A 16,493-nucleotide genomic window follows, 5' to 3' on the forward strand; every position below is an offset into this window, starting at 1 on the left:
AAAAATAGGGGCTTTTTACAGGGGACCCTTCCCCGGTAATCGTAAGGGATTTCGCGACTGAAAATTTCGGCATTTTTCGACACCTAAACAGGTCGCTTTTTCACTCTTTCGACAAACGTAAAACTGGGGATTTCAAGCAACCATTTTAAGAAAGAAATTTTATGCAAAATCATAACATTCAGATCAATGATCGACGGGCCAATGCCGCCATTAACGAAGAGGACGTCCACAGGCTCGCCCGAGCAATGTCGAGCTGGTATGTCCGCCTCGATGGCAAGTATTACGATGCCAGTGATCCCAAGAACAAGTACTCTCGGGACGACGTGCAGGCAGCATCGACCTTCCGCTTCCAGGAAGACTATCCAGAGATCCCACTTTCGGAAGAACTCCTTCGAGAGGTCTTCGAGACCGCTCTGACCAAGAAAACCTTCGACCGAACGCTCGCAGTCCCAACTTGGAACGGAAAAGTCCAGTGCCTTCCAGGGCAACGGGATCGGTTCAGCTGGAAGCAGGGTATGGTGACCATCAACACCTGGACCGAGCCGGTCTACCGCAGCGTCGAGGTTGCTGAAGGTGCCCTCGGGACGATCGGTGACTTCCTCGACTTCATCTTCGACACCGAGCGAGAAAAGGATATCTTCCTGAACTGGCTTGCATGGTGCCTCCAGAATGAGGATGAGAAGCCCACGTGGGGTCCGTTGCTTTACTCGAAAAGCAAAGGTACCGGCAAAAGCACGCTGTGCGACATTGCTCGAGCGTTGTTCGGCAAGGGCAACTCCATCCGCCAGAACAACGTCGATAAGCTGACCGGGCAGTTCAACCTTCAGGTCTTGCTGTCCAAGCTGGTGATCTCGGAGGAGCTCGACATCCGACCCGGCGCCAAGGCAGCAAATGCGCTGAAGACCTTCATGACCGAGACTGATGCGAGTGCCGAAGCGAAGGGACGCGAGCTGCAACGGATCGAACAGTGCTTCGCTGCGATGTTCACCTCCAATCACCTGCCTCTCTGGATCGAAGAAAACGACCGTCGGTATTGGGTTGTTGGGATCGAACATGACGGGCGTGCTGGTGGTACGAGGTCGGCAGAGTTCGGAGAGCTCGTAGGGAACCTCTACGCTTACCTGGAGCACGATGCCCACCTTGCAGAGGCCTACGCCTATCTGATGCAGCGAGAGCTTCCAGAGGGCTTCTCAGGAAAGGCCTTCAATGTTGCTGAGCTGATGACACCCGCCATGGAGTTGATCTTCGGCAATGGTGCACGCACCTCCAACGAGATCCTTCAGGAGTATCTGGACGAGAACGAGCTGAACTGGATCCCGCAGAAGCAGCTGAGTGAGTATATCACCGGCGAGCTGCGCGGGAACGTGAACGCGCTACGCCACTCGATGACTGAGTTGGGCTGGAAGAAAGCTGAAGTGAAGTACGGTGGTCGAGACTACCGCCGATCTGTCTGGGTGCGTCCAGGGTTCACTGCTGCTGGTGGGAAGTTGATCCATCCCGATAGTACGAGTGAGCTTCTCATTAACGAGGACGAACGGACCCACGATCAGATCATGGGGCGCAACCAAGTCTTCGAAGTCGCCATCTCGGAAGAGGACATTTACTGATGTACCGAGAAAAGAACGAAGCCTGGATGCAGGACGTGCTTGATAACCACTACGAGGAGGCCCTTGCGAGGGCCAACTCACTCCTTGCCGAGGTCGAGCAGGATCCGGTTACTGGATGTCTCCCCACACCCACTCAGGAGCCGCGCAAAGTCCGGTTCCGAGGGATGCAGCTGGAGGCCTATCGGTTCATTTACTGTGTGGCGGAAGGCGTGGCGTTACCGTGGGGTATCGTGGTGCGCCATCGGTGCCATAACCGCACCTGCATCAACCCACACCACCTCACGCGGGGGGATCGCCGGGACAACAAGCATGACGATTGGACCAGAGCGGCCTACGGAGTGGATCACGCCTTGCTACCTCGTGAGTGAGGCGCGGCCGCATTAACAAAGAGCACACCCGCCACACCCGAACAGGGGCATTTTCGGGGGCATTCTGGGTCTCTAAGGCCTGACGGCACCTAGTAAACACTCAAGAAAGGAAGATGGCTGGGGTGGTAGGATACCTTGCTTCTCGATACCGTTCTTCGGCTTTACCCAAGCACCTAGCAAACTGGGGCATTTTAGGGGGCATTTCTTAGGCTCGGTGACATGGGGCACTTCGACATCCCAGCCATACCCTAGGGGGCCTCTCTGGCCCTCTCTGGGGGTGCTGGGGGCTTCTTTCTGAGTCATTGTCTGGGGGAGGATCTGTGCTGCGTAAGGAGGTCTCTCTGGCCTTCCCTTAGGGTTTCTCCCTGTGGCTTCAACTCCCTCCTAATAGGTACCAGTAATGGGAGATAGGGGAGAAGAAAGAAGAAGTGGGGAGGAAAAGAGCAAGCAGTCAATGGCGTTCTGGGACAGTCGCCTGCTACGTAGGGGTTGGGCTATAAATAAGTACCAGTAATGGGAGATGGGGGAGGGAAGAAGAAGAAATACAGAAGGACAGAATGTATCAGTAATGGAACTTAGGCATTGCGTTCCTTCTCGGGGAAATGGGTACAAGTAATGGGTTGCTGGGAAAGAAAATACTTCCTTGCACTATCTGTAAGGCCGTAGCGAAGTACGTACTCCATCAGGATGTTCATCAGTTTATCGTGCTCGTCCACTATATCCAACCTCCGTTATGTACGGTGCGAGGGTAGGAAGGAAGTGCTAACGAAGTGTTAATGGGAGGCGCTAAGTGTCCAATTGGAAAACTTTGCTAAGGTGACGCTATCCAAGAAATAGTTTAACATAATCGCTCAGTGAGCAGTTACAGGTCGCTCGAATGAAAATCATATTTATTTCAGTGCTTCTATCTATCGTAGCCTCCCTCGCATTCGCAAAAGCTCCAGTCGTACCCAAAGGGCAGAGTTTCGATTGTACTCCAACACACGTTTGGGACGGAGACGGACCAGTGTGGTGCAGCGAAGGACCGAAGGTTCGCGTTTCTGGTATCAATGCTCGAGAAACCGACGGGACCTGCAAAGAAGGCCACCCGTGTCCCGGACTGGATGCAACTTGGGAAATGGCGCGTGACCATTTGGTGAGTTTAGTAGGCACACCAACTGGCCGTAAATCGAAACACGGGCATATTATTGTGCATGGGCCAACTATGCAGTGCATTTCCGTTGGAAGAGCTGGGCGTGACCGCACAGGTGCTTGGTGTGTCTCGCCAAGAGGAGGTGACATCAGCTGTGCCATGATAAAAAGTGGACTCGTCGTGAAGTGGAAAACGTATTGGAAGCAACACGATTGTAGCGACTGATTGTGCTTTACTGGCTCAGCAAGCTGGCCTCCCGGCGAGTTTGTTATCAGCCTGCAAAGTCAAGAATTCGTGACCAAGCAGGACCCCCGACCTTTTGCAGCGCCGTCTTTTCATCAACAAACCTTTCGCCTTATGCACACTCGATAATTTCATTCAACCTACCGCGTGGCCGTGAGCTTGAAACACAGTACCCGAATGCGTTCATAACAACCTCAAGATACTCTGAACGTTCACAGGCCAAATCGCTGCCCGTTGCGCAATTTCTTGTTGATTGCGCCCAATCAAGAAACATCCCTTCTGGATCAGCCCCAGTGCGACTAATGACTGAGCTATCTTCTCGGGAAATTCTCAGAGTTCGAAGATCTAAGTCGAACGAGAATTGCGCGATTCCACTGCTCTTGCGATTAATTTCACTACCGAACGTGAAGTAGTCATTTACACCCTCAATTGTACAACGCGCCGAACCACATGTTATCGAAAGTTCCTCTTCACGGAGCGAATAGGAACGGTAGTTCCATCGGTTTGCAAAACTCACTTTGTCATCTGCAATCGCAGCTCTACTGAGGTTTTTGCCGAAATACCGAACCCGATCCCCGTACACTTGGTCAACAAAGCTCAAAGCTGCCGAGTTGGGAGAAGACCAAGCTTCTTGGTACAGCTGCGTGAAAGCGCGAGCCCATGTTTCCGCCCCGAACGCGCTTAAAGTAAACTCGTTGAACCCAAGTTCGTCTCCAGTTTCGGGTCCACATTCTATATTGACTAGGCTTTCTTGGATCCGATTTGCTGTACTGTTTACACTGAAATCGTGACCGTGAGATGCCAATAGTAAAGCTATGTAGCCTGCCTTCGCTACACGTGCTGTTTCCCGGTTGTCTTCCCAGCCAGAAACAACACCAACTAGGGCCGCATCAGAGCTCAACACAAACTGAGTTAGGTTTCGATTTTCCCGAGCGTGTGGGATTCTGAAGTAACTTGCATCACCTTGCGCGCCCGTTGTCGATGCCACACGCCTGTTTCGAACCGTTAAACCAGCCCCACTTTGGTTCTGGAAAATAACTGATAGACGCTCGCCTTCTGCTACTCTCAATTCTGGTCTTAAAGCGACGGCGTTTCTAACACTAAATTTAAACAGACTCAGGTTGTGAGAAGGGTCATGAATTATTTCGCTGGCAGACCCATACCTAGGCGAAGAAACCGTTCCACATTCATTGAAGCCACGATCTGAACTGACTACCCAACCATCAGATGTCACGAACGCACCTAGACTGTCGGCGTTAGCTGAAAGCGCAGACGAAGAGCAGAATATAGCGCTGCAAAATGCTACCCTTGTAAGACTGAGTAAGGAATGGCGCTTAGTGATATCGCGATGCATTGTGTCCTCCGGAGTGCAAATTTCTCATCCTTTCGACAGAATGAGAAATTGCCCATTGATATTCAATAACAGTAGAGTGTGAACAAATATCAGCGACCTCTTTAAGAAGATCATGCAAGCGTTAAAGGTTCGCGCTTCCCTAACTTCATGTCATTTAGCAAAAAAACAGAGAAGGTCCCCCGCCCGAGCTTTAGCCCGGACGGAGTGAAGATCATGGTGGTAGCCTCTCGGTGAGCACATACTCAGCCAGCCAAGCCCAGTAGTCCTGCCGTGTTGGAAAGCCCTGTCCCTGAGCCGCGACATCCTCAGCGCGCTTTCGGGACAAGCCACCATCAAACTCAGCAATGGCAGCGCGTTCCTCAAAGGCTTCGATATCAGGGATCATGGTGCCGTGACCCGATCCACCAAGTCTCGCTTTTGCTGGTCAGAGATGCCTGCGGAGTAGAGCGAGTAGGTGATACCGTTCTCTGAGCGAGCCGCTGAGTGCCCCACGATGCTGGCGGTGAAGTGCTCCGGAGCTCCAGTCCGCTCACACTGGGTGATGAACCACTTACGGGTGCTGTGGAACACCAGACCGGGCCTCTCGATCTTCAGCCTTTTCCGAAGAAGAGCAAAGCGCTTAGTGATGTCGTTCACTGTGAGGTCAGGAAAGAGCGGTCCCTGCACTGGCTTTCTTTTCAACAATGCCAGAAGCTCAGGATGCACCGGGACCCACCGCTCTGCTGCCTCGGTCTTCAGAAGACGCAAGTGGTTGGGACGAAGATGGAAGAAGAACCCTGCTGGCCCCTTGTCCACGATGTCCTCCCCAAGGAGACCCGCTGCTTCACCTGCTCGCATCCCAGAGAAGAGACAGAGCTTCATCACGTCAGCAATGACATGCTCCCTTGCATTCAGGAGCTTCTTCACCTCGTCATCCGTTGGCACAGCGTAGGGCTGAGGACGGATCTTGGCTTCGAAACGAACATGCGCAAAGGGATTGGCCTCCAGCAGGTCCTCATAGACACACCACGTGAGCCACTGGTTTACCTGCGCCCAGATACGCCTCTGGGTGCGCCCCGAGATGTGATCTCTGCGTCCCATCGACCACGTGACGGCTGCATCCAAGGAGAGACCCCGCGTAGTCTGGGACTTCCCGATGTTGGCACTGAGCTTAGAGATGAGGGACAGGAACTCCTTCCCATCCTCCTTCACCAGCTCTGAGAGCTTCTTCTCTCCGTGCTTGGAGGCAAAGAGCTCCACCGAGTAGCGCACACTCTTAAAGCCACCGGGCCGGAGTTCTCGGATACGTCGGTGTAGATAACGGCGAGAGGCACTCTCCACCGTGGTGTTCTTCGCGATCTTCTTCACGAAGCCCGCTTGCTCAGAGTGCTGCAGACTGTCACGGAGACGAGCAAGAGCCTCTTCGGAATGGCGGGACCATCCAGAGGAGGAAGGCAGCAAGAGAGCGCCAGAGAGGGCCTCCTCGACAGTCTTCTCGTACTGGGTGTTGACCTCTGCCGCTCGTTTCCGAGCAAGCTTCAGGTCTCCGGTCTTCAGGGATTGCTTGAGGGCTTTCTGGCCCAGGAGGGCAGCAACATCCTTGGGGTAGTTGCGGCGGTAGAGCCATGTCTGACCTTTCAGATAGGCATAGCGGATCTGTGCTGACATCTGTCAGGTTCCTTTCGGTTTAAAAATGGGGGAAGTGATCTTTCGCAAGATCATGTCGAAGTCTGGCTCGCCGTACTCACCTTCGAGCGGGCCAGTTAAAGAGTAGCCACCAACGCAGTCGTCATAGACCTCATCCACGAGGAAGAGGTGTTCTGGGATATCGTCGAAGGCCCTGATGACCACATGGTCTCCGGGATGGAGGTCCATGTTAGGATCTCGCCAGCAAGAGGTCCGGCAGGACGAAGCCAAGTGCCAGAGACATCGGCACCGGGAGCGGTACTGGCTGCATCCACGAAGGCATCATCGCCAGCAGGACAATGCAGTAGGACAGTCCGTTGGGGATGAGTGGCCTCACGCCCCACTTCCACCGAAGGAAAAGAAAAAGGGCCAGCCTCAAGCTGACCCCCAACACGCACCACAGCGTGAAAGAGCTGAACATCTGAATATCTCCTCTAAGAGTTCTCTTTATTCAGATGCTTGGTTTTGCGCGGTTTTTTGCAGAGCGGGCGAAAGCTCGGGCGGGGACCTTCGTTGTTTTTTGTTGAATGGCTTTGATGCGGATGAAGCGGACATTGGATCGGCCAAAGTTAAGTTCCGCTTGCAGAAGCAAAGCTGCTACTGGCTCCGTATCAACATTCTCTGCAAGCCTGGCTACGGGGTTTTGTGATTGCATCAGTTGCAAAATTGGTCGAATTCATGCTCTAGCAGGTTTTGAAACGCGCTTTTTGTGACGAGGGACCGAAGAGGATTGATTGAACGGATTGAAACAGTGGACGTGCTCGTCATTGGCGGGGGAACAGCAGGGTTCGGCGCGGCCATTGCGGCAGGTCGCCAAGGCTTGAACGTCACGCTAATGGAAGCAACTAGCAAGATCGGCGGTGTAATGGCCTTTTGCCCAGGAATGCCTTGGGGCGGGGGTTATCCTGTGGATCAGATCATCGGTGGTATATTGGAAGAGCTGACCGCGCGCCTTGAGGCAATGACCCCACCTGCAGCAGAAAAACGCTCCTGCACCCTCGAAAATTTCGGCCCGGAAATCATCTACGACCACGACATCGCGACATTGACGATGTTCGAGATGCTGGAAGAAGCCGGAGTGCAAGTCCGTCTGAATGCAACGGCAGTTGAGCCGCAAATGGAGGGACCTCGGATCAATGCGGTTCGCTGTTTTGACCGAAATGGCACGTTTGAGGTTGTACCGAAGATGGTCATCGATTGCTCTGGCGATGGTGACATTTCAGCCAAGGCGGGCGTGCCTTACGTCCTAGGCGATGAGAGTGGAAACATGATGGCGGTGACCATTTCGTTCCACATGATCGGTGTGGATTGGGACGCGGCCTTTGCCCACCCTGATCCGTATTTCACAGAATATGCGGCCAGAGGCATTGACGAGGACCGGCTGCACCCCGATCTGGCGAAGCTCTATCTGATGAAAGCGTTTCATCACGGAACCGTCTTTTGCAATTCTGTACATGTCCGCGGTGTTGACGGGACCGACCCAGTGGCCGTTGGTCAAGCCACGCAAGAAGGTCGCAGACGTTGCCTGCAACTGGCGCGTTTCCTCCAATCGGACGTTCCCGGCTTTGAGACCGCGCATATGTCCATGCTTTCGCCCACCGTGGGCGTGCGGGAAACGCGTAAACTGCAAGGCGTCATCCGAGTGACGGGTGCTGATCTTGCGCGGGCCACCAAGTTTCCAGATGGCATCGTAAGCTGCGACAATCCCATTGATGACGTCATGCGCAGTGATGGGGGCATGACTCATGACGCGGCGATTGAGAAGGGCAGTTACTACACCCTACCGTTTCGCGCTTTGATCCCCGAAGCCGTTGAAAACCTGATGTTCGCTGGGCGCATCATATCGGCGGATGCCACAGCCTTCGCTTCGGTTCGTGGGATGCCACAGTGCATGGCGATGGGTCAAGCGACGGGCACGGCTGCGGCGCTTGCCTTGGAAAAGGCGTGCCCGGTGCAAGAGGTGGACACCAATCTTTTAGTAGCGGAGCTCGCGAAACAAGGCATCAATCGGTTGGGGCCAGCCAATTGAAAGGATTTGACCCGCAATACACCGACCTCCCGGACTATATCTTGAAGTGCACGCGCATGATCTGGGAAGGGCGAGGGATTTCGGAGCTGGATTGGCACTATGGCGACAATCTTCTGGTGCGCACACCCGCGGGGATCAGCCGGGGTAATGCGGCGGGCAAGGCTAACACCATAGCTACGCTGGCGGAGTTCCCAGACAGGCAACTCTTAGGGGAAGACGTGATATGGAGCGGTGATGAAGATACAGGGTTCCTTTCATCCCACCGCATCCTATCTACTGCCACCCACCAGGGTGGCGCATTTGGGCCGGCCACTGGCATCACATGCACCTTTCGCACAATCGCGGACACCTTTTGCAAGGACAACCGCGTCTGGGATGAGTGGCTGATCCGCGATAATGCTGCAATTGCTGTTCAACTTGGTCAAAGCCCAAGGGAAGCCGCACATGCCGCTATTCTTGCGGGCGACACCAAAATGCCGCTCACGCCAGACACGGATATTGAAGGACCTTACAATGGTCGTGGCAACACGAATGAATGGGGTGAGAGACACGCGGACGTGCTGCGCAGCATCATGGCAGCAGATTTCTCAGTTATCCCGAAGCACTACGACAGAGCCTGCCATGTCTCGTTCCCTTGTCGGCAAGAAAACTATGGTCATGAGGCGGCGACTGAATTCTGGCTTGGTCTTCGTAGTGCCTTTCCCAGTGCGAACTTCACGGTTGAACATCAAATAGGCCGCGTTGATCCGATGATGTCCCCGCGCAGTGCGATCAGGTGGTCTCTTACAGGCACGCACGAAGGCTGGGGACGGTTCGGCTCGCCAACCGGTGCCCCCATTCATATTATGGGTGTCAGCCATGTTGAGTTTGGCCCTTGGGGCATTCGCCGCGAATTCACATTGTTCGATGAAATCGCGATCTGGAAGCAAATTCTGTTGCAAACGCAGCATGCTTAGGCCGTATTCGCCGTACTTGGACTATTTTCCGCCGGAGGTTGCACAGACTATCGCGCACGTCAGCTTTCTATCATCGCATGCCGTTTGCACTCTGTGCAGCAAACGGAACTCTGGACTCACTGCCGCTATTCGCTGCACCCGCCTTTTCATAGATACTTCTTTTCTACCCTCCCACAACACATCACGGAGGCTAACGAAGATTGACGACCACGACAAACACCTGGTCCAATAACGCAAAGAATTTAGCACTCAGATTACTTACGCCACCGCTTGAAAAACCGCGGGTTGCGGCGGACAAATTCATCTATCAATCCTGTAAGGCCGCCACGCTCAACGCCATGCAAATAAAGATAGCCTGCAGTTGCGCCGACAGCCGCACCTAAAGCGTCAACGATCAGATCACTCATTGTGTCATCAAGACCAGATTTTTGCATGTTCAAACCAAGCAGTTGATCCATGGTGAACTCAAACACTTCCCAACCAACTCCAATTGTCACCGCGAAGCAAAATGAAAAGGCTGCAACGCCAAAAGCAGGAGCTGCGAACCGATCGCCTTGAAACATCATAAAAATCAAAAGAAAGCCGGTCAGGCCGAGAGCTACTGCAGAACTACCGTGCATAGCCACGTCCCACCACCAATATCGTTCATAGAAATCAAAGACTTCCCCCAAAAAGAGAGTTCCGCCTGTGAACAAAACAACCCCAACAACAAAGCTGTCTGGCACCTTGATGTCTGCCCACTTCGAAATAACCACCGGAGCCAGCGACAACAGCAAAGTGGCCATTGTCACAAAGGCAAATTGCCAGCGGGCGAGAATAGCCGCAATGACTGTTAGAACGGCAAGTCCAAGCCAGATCAGTCTTGCTAGGATTGGTTGGTTGGCAAACATAAGGTGACAACTCCTGCTGGCTGTGGTGAAATTGGTGCAATGAGTATACCTCGCCTGCGGATTGCAACCTATAACCTTCAGAAATGCATAGGCATGGATCTACAACGTAGGCCTGATAGGAGCTTGCAGGTAATCAATGCGCTACAGGCCGATATCGTCGTGCTTCAAGAAGCGGATAAACGGTTGCCGCCCAGGCCGGCAGCTCTGCCACACAGAATGATCAAAGAACATGGGTGGCGCATACTCTCGTTTGGTGCTCCTGGCGGCTCGCTAGGCTGGCACGGCAATGCTATGCTGGTTTCAGCCTCCGTAACAGTTATGAAGTTAGGGCACATAGATCTTCCAGGTCTCGAGCCCAGAGGCGCTATTTTTGCTGATGTAAAGACGGCGATAGGTGAAGTTCGCGTTGTAGGGTTGCACTTGGGGCTACTTCGCTACTTTCGGTTATTACAAGTCGCAGCGATATTGCGATATTTGCAACAGCTTTCTCCTACTTCAACCATATTGGCCGGCGATTTTAACGAATGGGGAAGTGGTAAGGATCTCGATGCCATAGCCAAGGGCGTTACATTTATTAAGTCTCCCGCTAGCTTTCCTTCGCTACGTCCAATTGCGAGGCTTGATCGTTTCGCACTGCCTCCTGACTTAACCGCACTCGGTACAGATGTTCACACCGCTCAACCCGCGAGAATAGCATCGGATCATCTTCCCGTGTGGGTCGAAGTGACCAGAGTTTAAACTAAACCGACCATAGACTCAGTTCTTTTCCGCCATATTGAAGCCAACTCTCCCCCATCTCCCATTACTGGTACCTATTAGGAGGGAGCACACACCCACCTACGGAGTGAGCCACAGACAGCACCTCAGGGAGAGGCCTTCAGAGAGCCCTAAGAGAGGGCCGCAGAGAAGGCCAGAGAGACCTCCTAAGGCTCCCCAACAGCACCTCCGAGAGAAGCCCCCCCCAGCACCCCCAGAGAGCTCCAGAGAGGGCTCCTAAGGTATGGCTGGGATGTCGAAGTGCCCCATGTCACCGAGCCTGAGAAATGCCCCCGAAAGTGCCCCAGTTTGCTAGGTGCTCGGGTAAAGCCGAAGGGAAGTATCGAGAAGCAAGGTATCCTACCACCCCAGCCAAACACTTCCTTATTTTGATACGCTGTATAGTTGCCGCGCGAATGTCTCGTGATTTCGGGCGATTGTCAGACAGGGTTTTCTGCAGAGACGCGGGCCGGAGCATGAAAAGGGCATATTTCAGGCCCAAGTCTCTGTATGCGACTCCTGCGGTGCGAGTTTGCAGATTTCGGGTGTGTTTTCAGAGGCTCGCGACTTGATCGCGCTGTTCTGACCAGACCGCAGAGAAGCGAGTCTTGATCAGATAGTCTGTGGTGAGGCCATCAGGTTGTTCACCGGTGGAGATGCGGTCAAGAACGTCAGGCGCCAGCAGCGCCAGATTGGTCACATCCTGAACACGGCGCTTAGAGACACCTTCGGAATTGGCAATCTCTGAGAAGGTTTTGCCCGCAATTATCATTGCCAACCAGCTACGCCCCTTCACTATGTTCTGCACCAGCGTTTTGTCGATCGCTGCCGGCGCGTCGCCCAGATGCAGTTTCAGCTCAACGCCACGCCTGCGCATCTGGAAGGGAGCTTCGATGGTCAGCTCAACCAGATTGATCTGCTCCGGTTTGCTACCAAGACGTTCAGCAAGCATTGACTCGTCCAGCCGTACCGTCAGGGAACCCGGTCGCAAATCAACGCGCTCAATTAAAGCCAGCCGTTCCTTTCCTCCAAACTGAACCTGAAGCTTTTCCGTTACGACTGATAGTTCGGCTGCCGTCAAATCCGCAGTCAGCATTGCTGCGGCACCGGGTCTGGTCAGATGTTGCTTAATAAGCTCAGCCAGCAAGCTCTCCACCTGATCTGCGGGCAGCCGCCAGGCGTCCGGATGTTTCCGGCTGCGTTCTTTGACTAACCTTCGAGAGATGTAATAGCGAAGTCTCTTTCCGTTCTTTCGGCTGTGGCTGGGTGTCAGACGATCGCCGGTTTCATCAAAGAGCTTACCTGCCAGAAAGGATCTGATTGCCTTTTGTCTGGAGCCGCGAGCCACCGCTGCCCTACTCTGCATCATATCCTGAACTTTGTCCCAAATCGCCGGATCAATGATGGCTGGGTGCTGTCCCTCATAGACCAGTTTCTTGTGCCGGATGCGGCCGGCATAGATCGGGTTGCTCAAAATATGCTGGAGTTGACCGCGGTCGAAATGCGTTCCACCCGACATTTGACCGCCTGCTCGTTGCCGGCTCCGGGACTTGAGATCGAGTTCCTCCGCCCGTTCTTTTACATCCCGCAGGGTGCCAAGTTTCAGATAGAGGCCAAATAGCGTCCTGATCGTTTCAGCTTCAGTCTCATCTATCTTCAACGTTCGGCCATCCGGCTGATAGCCCATTGGCACACTACCACCCATCCACATACCCTTCTTCTTGGACGCGGCGATTTTGTCCCGGATACGTTCTGCCGTGACCTCGCGTTCGAACTGAGCAAAGCTGAGCAGCATGTTCAATGTCAGGCGCCCCATGCTGGTGGCGGTGTTAAAGCTCTGGGTGACCGATACGAAGGAAGTTTCTGCCGCGTCTAGCCGGTCAACCAGCTTGGCAAAGTCGGCCAGCGAACGTGTCAGTCTGTCGATCTTGTAGACCACAATCTGTTCGATGCGTTTCTCGTCCACAGCCTGCATTAGGCGCTGAAGCGCCGGACGCTCCAGATGGCCGCCCGATATGCCGCCATCGTCATAGCGATTTGGCAGCAGTTCCCAGCCCTCGTGTTTCTGGCTTAAGATATAGGCCTCACAGGCCTCACGCTGGGCATCCAGCGAGTTAAAGTCCTGCTCCAGACCATCTTCCGAACTCTTGCGGGTATATATTGCACAGCGGATCCGTCGCATCATTGAACTCCAAAGAAGCGTGGCCCGGACCAGCGAGTGCCCGTGATGTATCGCGCAATGGCGGATAAAGAACGCCATGTTCTGCCATCCATGACATAGCCGCCGTTGATCACCTCAACCAGATAGGTGCGCCCGTTCCATTCTCGAACCAGGTGCGAACCCGGCTTAGCCTGTGTAGATGGCGTCGTGCCTGACGCGATTTGTTTCAATCGGCGACTAGTCGTCACCGATAAGCCTCCCAGCTCCCTGTTTTGCAGTTCCCAGATCAGCACCCGCTTCATGAATTGAAGGGATAGATGTTTTGGCGGTGATCGCTCGAATATCTCCCTCCAGCGTTCAATGCAGCCTAGTCGATCCAGTCGCTCAATGTCATTGACCGCTCGTTCGAGCTGGAAAGTGCATGCACTCATCATTGCCTTACACCAGCGCAACGATGTGATAGACAGCACCTCTTTTGGCGTCGGTGCGTTCTACTGAAACTCCCGCCTTGCGCAGTGTCGATATCGCGGCCCGAGCCGTATGCGGCTGCCAGCCAAAAGCCTCCTGCATCTGCTTAGTCGTAGCGCCAGCCTTGCGGCTCAGCAGATTGATCAGCTGTTCCTGCCGCTCGGGCCCCGACTTTACGGCCTTAGCTTTCGCGACTTTGCTTTCTTGTGCGGATTCCGTCATCATCTCTCTCCACTCATTTGCGAAGGCCAATCCTCCGCCAGTACTGAGTGGAGCCCGGCGATCCCGGGCGATGTGTCGTGACGACAGTACCGCTCTCATTGGTCAGGAAGTCCAGTGATAATTAACAAGAAAGGCGTGAGGCCGACATTCGCTGCAGGTTGCGCCAACGTCTGAGATGCGGAACAAAGCCGCCGTCCAGGTGTGCCTCACCAAAGTCTGGTCCTTAGCCATAAGCGGATATGCAAGAAATATACGTCGGACAGGAATCGAATTCTTTCTGTTCCAATTGGACAAGGTTTTGAGCTGCCTAATGGTGATGATGTGGATCATTCCCTGATGCAATTTCTAAGTGATGTGCTTGATGATGGGCTCCAATGGTCATGATGCCAAAGAAACCAAGGCCTAGGACGCGAGCTCGATCCTCGTCTGATTTGACTGCAATTCGCATGATAGCACCATCTTTTGATGGCTCTGCGGTTACCAACTAGCCGGATGAGGCTTGCAACATTGGCGCATGGGCTAAAGTCATGCGCTGAACGGCCTGTGCGACGTCCCCAGCTCCGAAAACAGTGAACTCAGCTGAATTGCCATCAACCCGAATGTCTACAGATGCCTCAGTCGTGACGAGTTCCATGTCACGCAGATGATCTCGGAGCGCCTGAATGTTCACCTTTTCCCAGTCTGTCTTAGGATCCTTTGAAAGGATTTGAACGATTTCAGAAATCGCTGCGAATGCCGACTGGCCTGCCTCAACAGGATGGTTTGGCATGCCATGGACATGTTGAGCAAAGACAGGGTTAGCAAACAGAGTCACGATGATAGGGATGGAATATTTGATCATGAGGTATCCGCTCTTGCAGTGTAATCAGCGCAGTTGATACAAGCTTTCCACCAAATCGCTTATGATCGAAATCATATGTTACCTACGCCGTTCAACTCTTTAGATGAGCAAGAGCTCTCAGTTTCACACCTTTCAAAGGGCGATTATGTGTTTAGGCAAGGCGATCCAACAAAGGGATTGTTCTTCGTCATTTCCGGTGAAGTCTGTTTGATGCGTGTAACAGAGGCAGGAAACCATGTGACCATCTACAATGCTCGTGCAAATGATACCTTTGCCGAAGCGTCAATCTACTCTGAGACGTACCACTGCGATGCGGTTTGCCTGTCATCTTCGGAGATCGTTCAGATTTCAAAGAAAGCCGTTCGAATTAGACAGCGGAAAGATGCTGCGTTCTCTGAGGCCCTTACAAAACGAATGGCATTGCAAGTACAGAGCTACCGCCAACTCCTGACGTTTAATGCGGTAAAGTCTGCGAGTGATCGGGTTTATCTGGCAGTCACATCGGGAATGCTAAGTGGCCCAGTTACCCAATTTGCCAGTCAAATCGGACTAACGAAAGAGGCTTGCTATCGCGCCCTGAGAGATTTGACCGGAAACGGTATGCTGATCAAAACGGGTCGAGGCAGATACATCCCTTCGCGTCGGAACGATGATCGTAAAAATTAGGAAATCAGCCGAGAATTCCTGGCCAATTTTTCAAGCCAGCAGCGTTGTTTATTGGAATGTCTTGCCGAACTTCACAGTTTCGGCGTTCCGGACTCGACAACTGGTTTAGTGACGCTTTACGGCAAGACAAGCATCTAAGGCTCCGCTAAGAGCTCTCTTTATTCAGATGCTTGGTTTTGCTCGGTTCTTTTTTAGAACGCCTAACTTTTCAGACATTCAAATTTACTTCAATCACCCGTGCTTAGACTAACGGTGAAGACACGACCAAGAGATTGGGATACGACAATAGAATGAAAGTTGTGCTGCTTGCGAAAACACTTGGTTTATTGCTGCCTATTGCATTGATCTCGCTTGCCCTTGCCACCAGAGCGTCTACCGAACCAGAGGATGTAGGGCACGTTGTAGAAGATGCAGGCGGTCAGATTGAAAACGTGGCAGTCATCGTTCAACGCCAATCAGATGGACAGGTGTGGTCGAGCAACCTTGAACGTGCTCATCAGCGCTTCTCGCCTGCCTCCACGTCGAAGATCCCACACACGTTGATCGCGCTGGAACAAGGATATGCGAAGCCAGAGACGAACTTTTCTTGGGACGGAGTGCCCAGGAGTGTCAGAGCTTGGAACCAAGACCACTCTTTAGCAACGGCGTTCAAGGACTCTGTGGTGTGGGTTTACCAAGAAATTGCTCGAACTGCCGGTCGCAGCGCGTTGGCCGAAGCGCTAGAAGATTTCAGGTACGGAAACAGCAGTGTAGGGTCAATAAATCAGCTCACAACTTATTGGCTCGACAATACACTTCAAATCTCTGCCGTCGAACAAGTGGGGTTCCTATCGAGACTTGCTCAAGAAAAGCTTGAGCTTTCGGGCGACACATACACGGCGATAAAAGGTATGATGGTAAGTGAGGCCAGAGAGAATTGGGTTTTGCGATCCAAAACAGGGTGGTGGCATAGCAAAAGCGCAATGGACATTGGATGGTTCGTCGGATGGTTAGAATGCTCTGGCGAGACATACGTATTCGCTCTGAACATGGACATGCCAGATACCAGGTTTCTCTTAATGAGAAAAACCATCGTCTATGCAATCTTGGAGCACATTGACGCTTTCAACTGTGATTGAGTGGCGAAAGTTCGGTA

The 16,493-nt window shown here is 53.1% G+C and carries 16 protein-coding genes; 6 read left to right on the plus strand and 10 right to left on the minus strand.

Annotated elements, in window-relative coordinates:
• Positions 1-161: 161 nt before the first annotated feature.
• Positions 162-1,607: a primase-helicase family protein gene (locus WG622_RS09895; RefSeq protein WP_339403443.1), complete on the plus strand. Its 1,446-nt coding sequence runs from the start codon at positions 162-164 to the stop codon at positions 1,605-1,607.
• A 1,855-nt stretch (positions 1,608-3,462) separates the two neighbouring features.
• Here the strand turns inward: WG622_RS09895 and WG622_RS09900 are convergent.
• From WG622_RS09900 to WG622_RS09920, 5 genes are all read right to left on the minus strand, one after another.
• Complete coding sequence (locus WG622_RS09900; RefSeq protein ID WP_339403444.1) at positions 3,463-4,704, minus strand: hypothetical protein; 1,242 nt, start codon at positions 4,702-4,704, stop codon at positions 3,463-3,465.
• A 211-nt stretch (positions 4,705-4,915) separates the two neighbouring features.
• Positions 4,916-5,089 carry a hypothetical protein gene (locus tag WG622_RS09905; protein WP_339403445.1) on the minus strand — a complete coding sequence of 58 codons (174 nt, stop codon included), beginning with the start codon at positions 5,087-5,089 and terminating at the stop codon, positions 4,916-4,918.
• Positions 5,086-6,351, minus strand: coding sequence for a DUF6538 domain-containing protein (locus WG622_RS09910; protein WP_339403446.1), 1,266 nt, complete (start codon positions 6,349-6,351; stop codon positions 5,086-5,088). Before WG622_RS09910 ends, WG622_RS09905 begins: the two co-directional genes overlap by 4 nt.
• Before the next feature lie 3 nt (positions 6,352-6,354).
• The gene (locus WG622_RS09915; RefSeq protein ID WP_339403447.1) at positions 6,355-6,558 is read right to left on the minus strand and encodes a hypothetical protein; all 204 of its coding nucleotides are present in this window, start codon (positions 6,556-6,558) and stop codon (positions 6,355-6,357) included.
• Between the two features lies 1 nt (position 6,559).
• A complete protein-coding gene (locus WG622_RS09920) occupies positions 6,560-6,706 on the minus strand; it encodes a hypothetical protein (RefSeq protein WP_339403448.1) in 147 nt (48 codons plus the stop codon).
• A 393-nt stretch (positions 6,707-7,099) separates the two neighbouring features.
• Between WG622_RS09920 and WG622_RS09925 the strand changes: the two genes are divergently transcribed.
• Positions 7,100-8,398, plus strand: coding sequence for an FAD-dependent oxidoreductase (locus tag WG622_RS09925; protein ID WP_339403449.1), 1,299 nt, complete (start codon positions 7,100-7,102; stop codon positions 8,396-8,398).
• Entirely contained in the window at positions 8,395-9,354 is a 960-nt protein-coding gene (locus tag WG622_RS09930; RefSeq protein WP_339403450.1) for a nuclear transport factor 2 family protein, read from the plus strand. The genes WG622_RS09925 and WG622_RS09930 overlap by 4 nt, the downstream gene beginning before the upstream one ends.
• A 254-nt stretch (positions 9,355-9,608) precedes the next feature.
• On the opposite strand, the gene WG622_RS09935 is transcribed toward WG622_RS09930, so the two are convergent.
• Positions 9,609-10,244 carry a DUF2238 domain-containing protein gene (locus WG622_RS09935; RefSeq protein ID WP_339403451.1) on the minus strand — a complete coding sequence of 212 codons (636 nt, stop codon included), beginning with the start codon at positions 10,242-10,244 and terminating at the stop codon, positions 9,609-9,611.
• Between the two features lie 39 nt (positions 10,245-10,283).
• Here WG622_RS09935 and WG622_RS09940 point away from each other — a divergent pair, with 39 nt between their 5' ends.
• Complete coding sequence (locus WG622_RS09940; protein ID WP_339403452.1) at positions 10,284-10,982, plus strand: endonuclease/exonuclease/phosphatase family protein; 699 nt, start codon at positions 10,284-10,286, stop codon at positions 10,980-10,982.
• 571 nt (positions 10,983-11,553) lie between these two features.
• On the opposite strand, the gene WG622_RS09945 is transcribed toward WG622_RS09940, so the two are convergent.
• The 4 genes from WG622_RS09945 to WG622_RS09960 all read right to left on the minus strand — a co-directional run bounded on the left by WG622_RS09945 (position 11,554) and on the right by WG622_RS09960 (position 14,692).
• The gene (locus WG622_RS09945; RefSeq protein ID WP_245168726.1) at positions 11,554-13,260 is read right to left on the minus strand and encodes a recombinase family protein; all 1,707 of its coding nucleotides are present in this window, start codon (positions 13,258-13,260) and stop codon (positions 11,554-11,556) included.
• Entirely contained in the window at positions 13,182-13,595 is a 414-nt protein-coding gene (locus tag WG622_RS09950; RefSeq protein WP_339403453.1) for a DUF2924 domain-containing protein, read from the minus strand. Before WG622_RS09950 ends, WG622_RS09945 begins: the two co-directional genes overlap by 79 nt.
• A gap of 4 nt (positions 13,596-13,599) precedes the next feature.
• Entirely contained in the window at positions 13,600-13,854 is a 255-nt protein-coding gene (locus tag WG622_RS09955) for a DUF3489 domain-containing protein (RefSeq protein ID WP_209357079.1), read from the minus strand.
• 481 nt (positions 13,855-14,335) lie between these two features.
• Positions 14,336-14,692 carry a hypothetical protein gene (locus WG622_RS09960; protein ID WP_339403454.1) on the minus strand — a complete coding sequence of 119 codons (357 nt, stop codon included), beginning with the start codon at positions 14,690-14,692 and terminating at the stop codon, positions 14,336-14,338.
• A gap of 75 nt (positions 14,693-14,767) precedes the next feature.
• Here WG622_RS09960 and WG622_RS09965 point away from each other — a divergent pair, with 75 nt between their 5' ends.
• On the plus strand, positions 14,768-15,358 hold the full coding sequence (locus tag WG622_RS09965; protein ID WP_339403455.1) for a Crp/Fnr family transcriptional regulator: 591 nt from the start codon (positions 14,768-14,770) through the stop codon (positions 15,356-15,358).
• 290 nt (positions 15,359-15,648) lie between these two features.
• Entirely contained in the window at positions 15,649-16,476 is an 828-nt protein-coding gene (locus WG622_RS09970) for a penicillin-binding transpeptidase domain-containing protein (protein ID WP_209357076.1), read from the plus strand.
• Positions 16,477-16,493: the final 17 nt, after the last annotated feature.

The sequence above is a fragment of the Cognatishimia coralii genome, from assembly GCF_037478305.1.
Taxonomy (GTDB): domain Bacteria; phylum Pseudomonadota; class Alphaproteobacteria; order Rhodobacterales; family Rhodobacteraceae; genus Cognatishimia; species Cognatishimia coralii.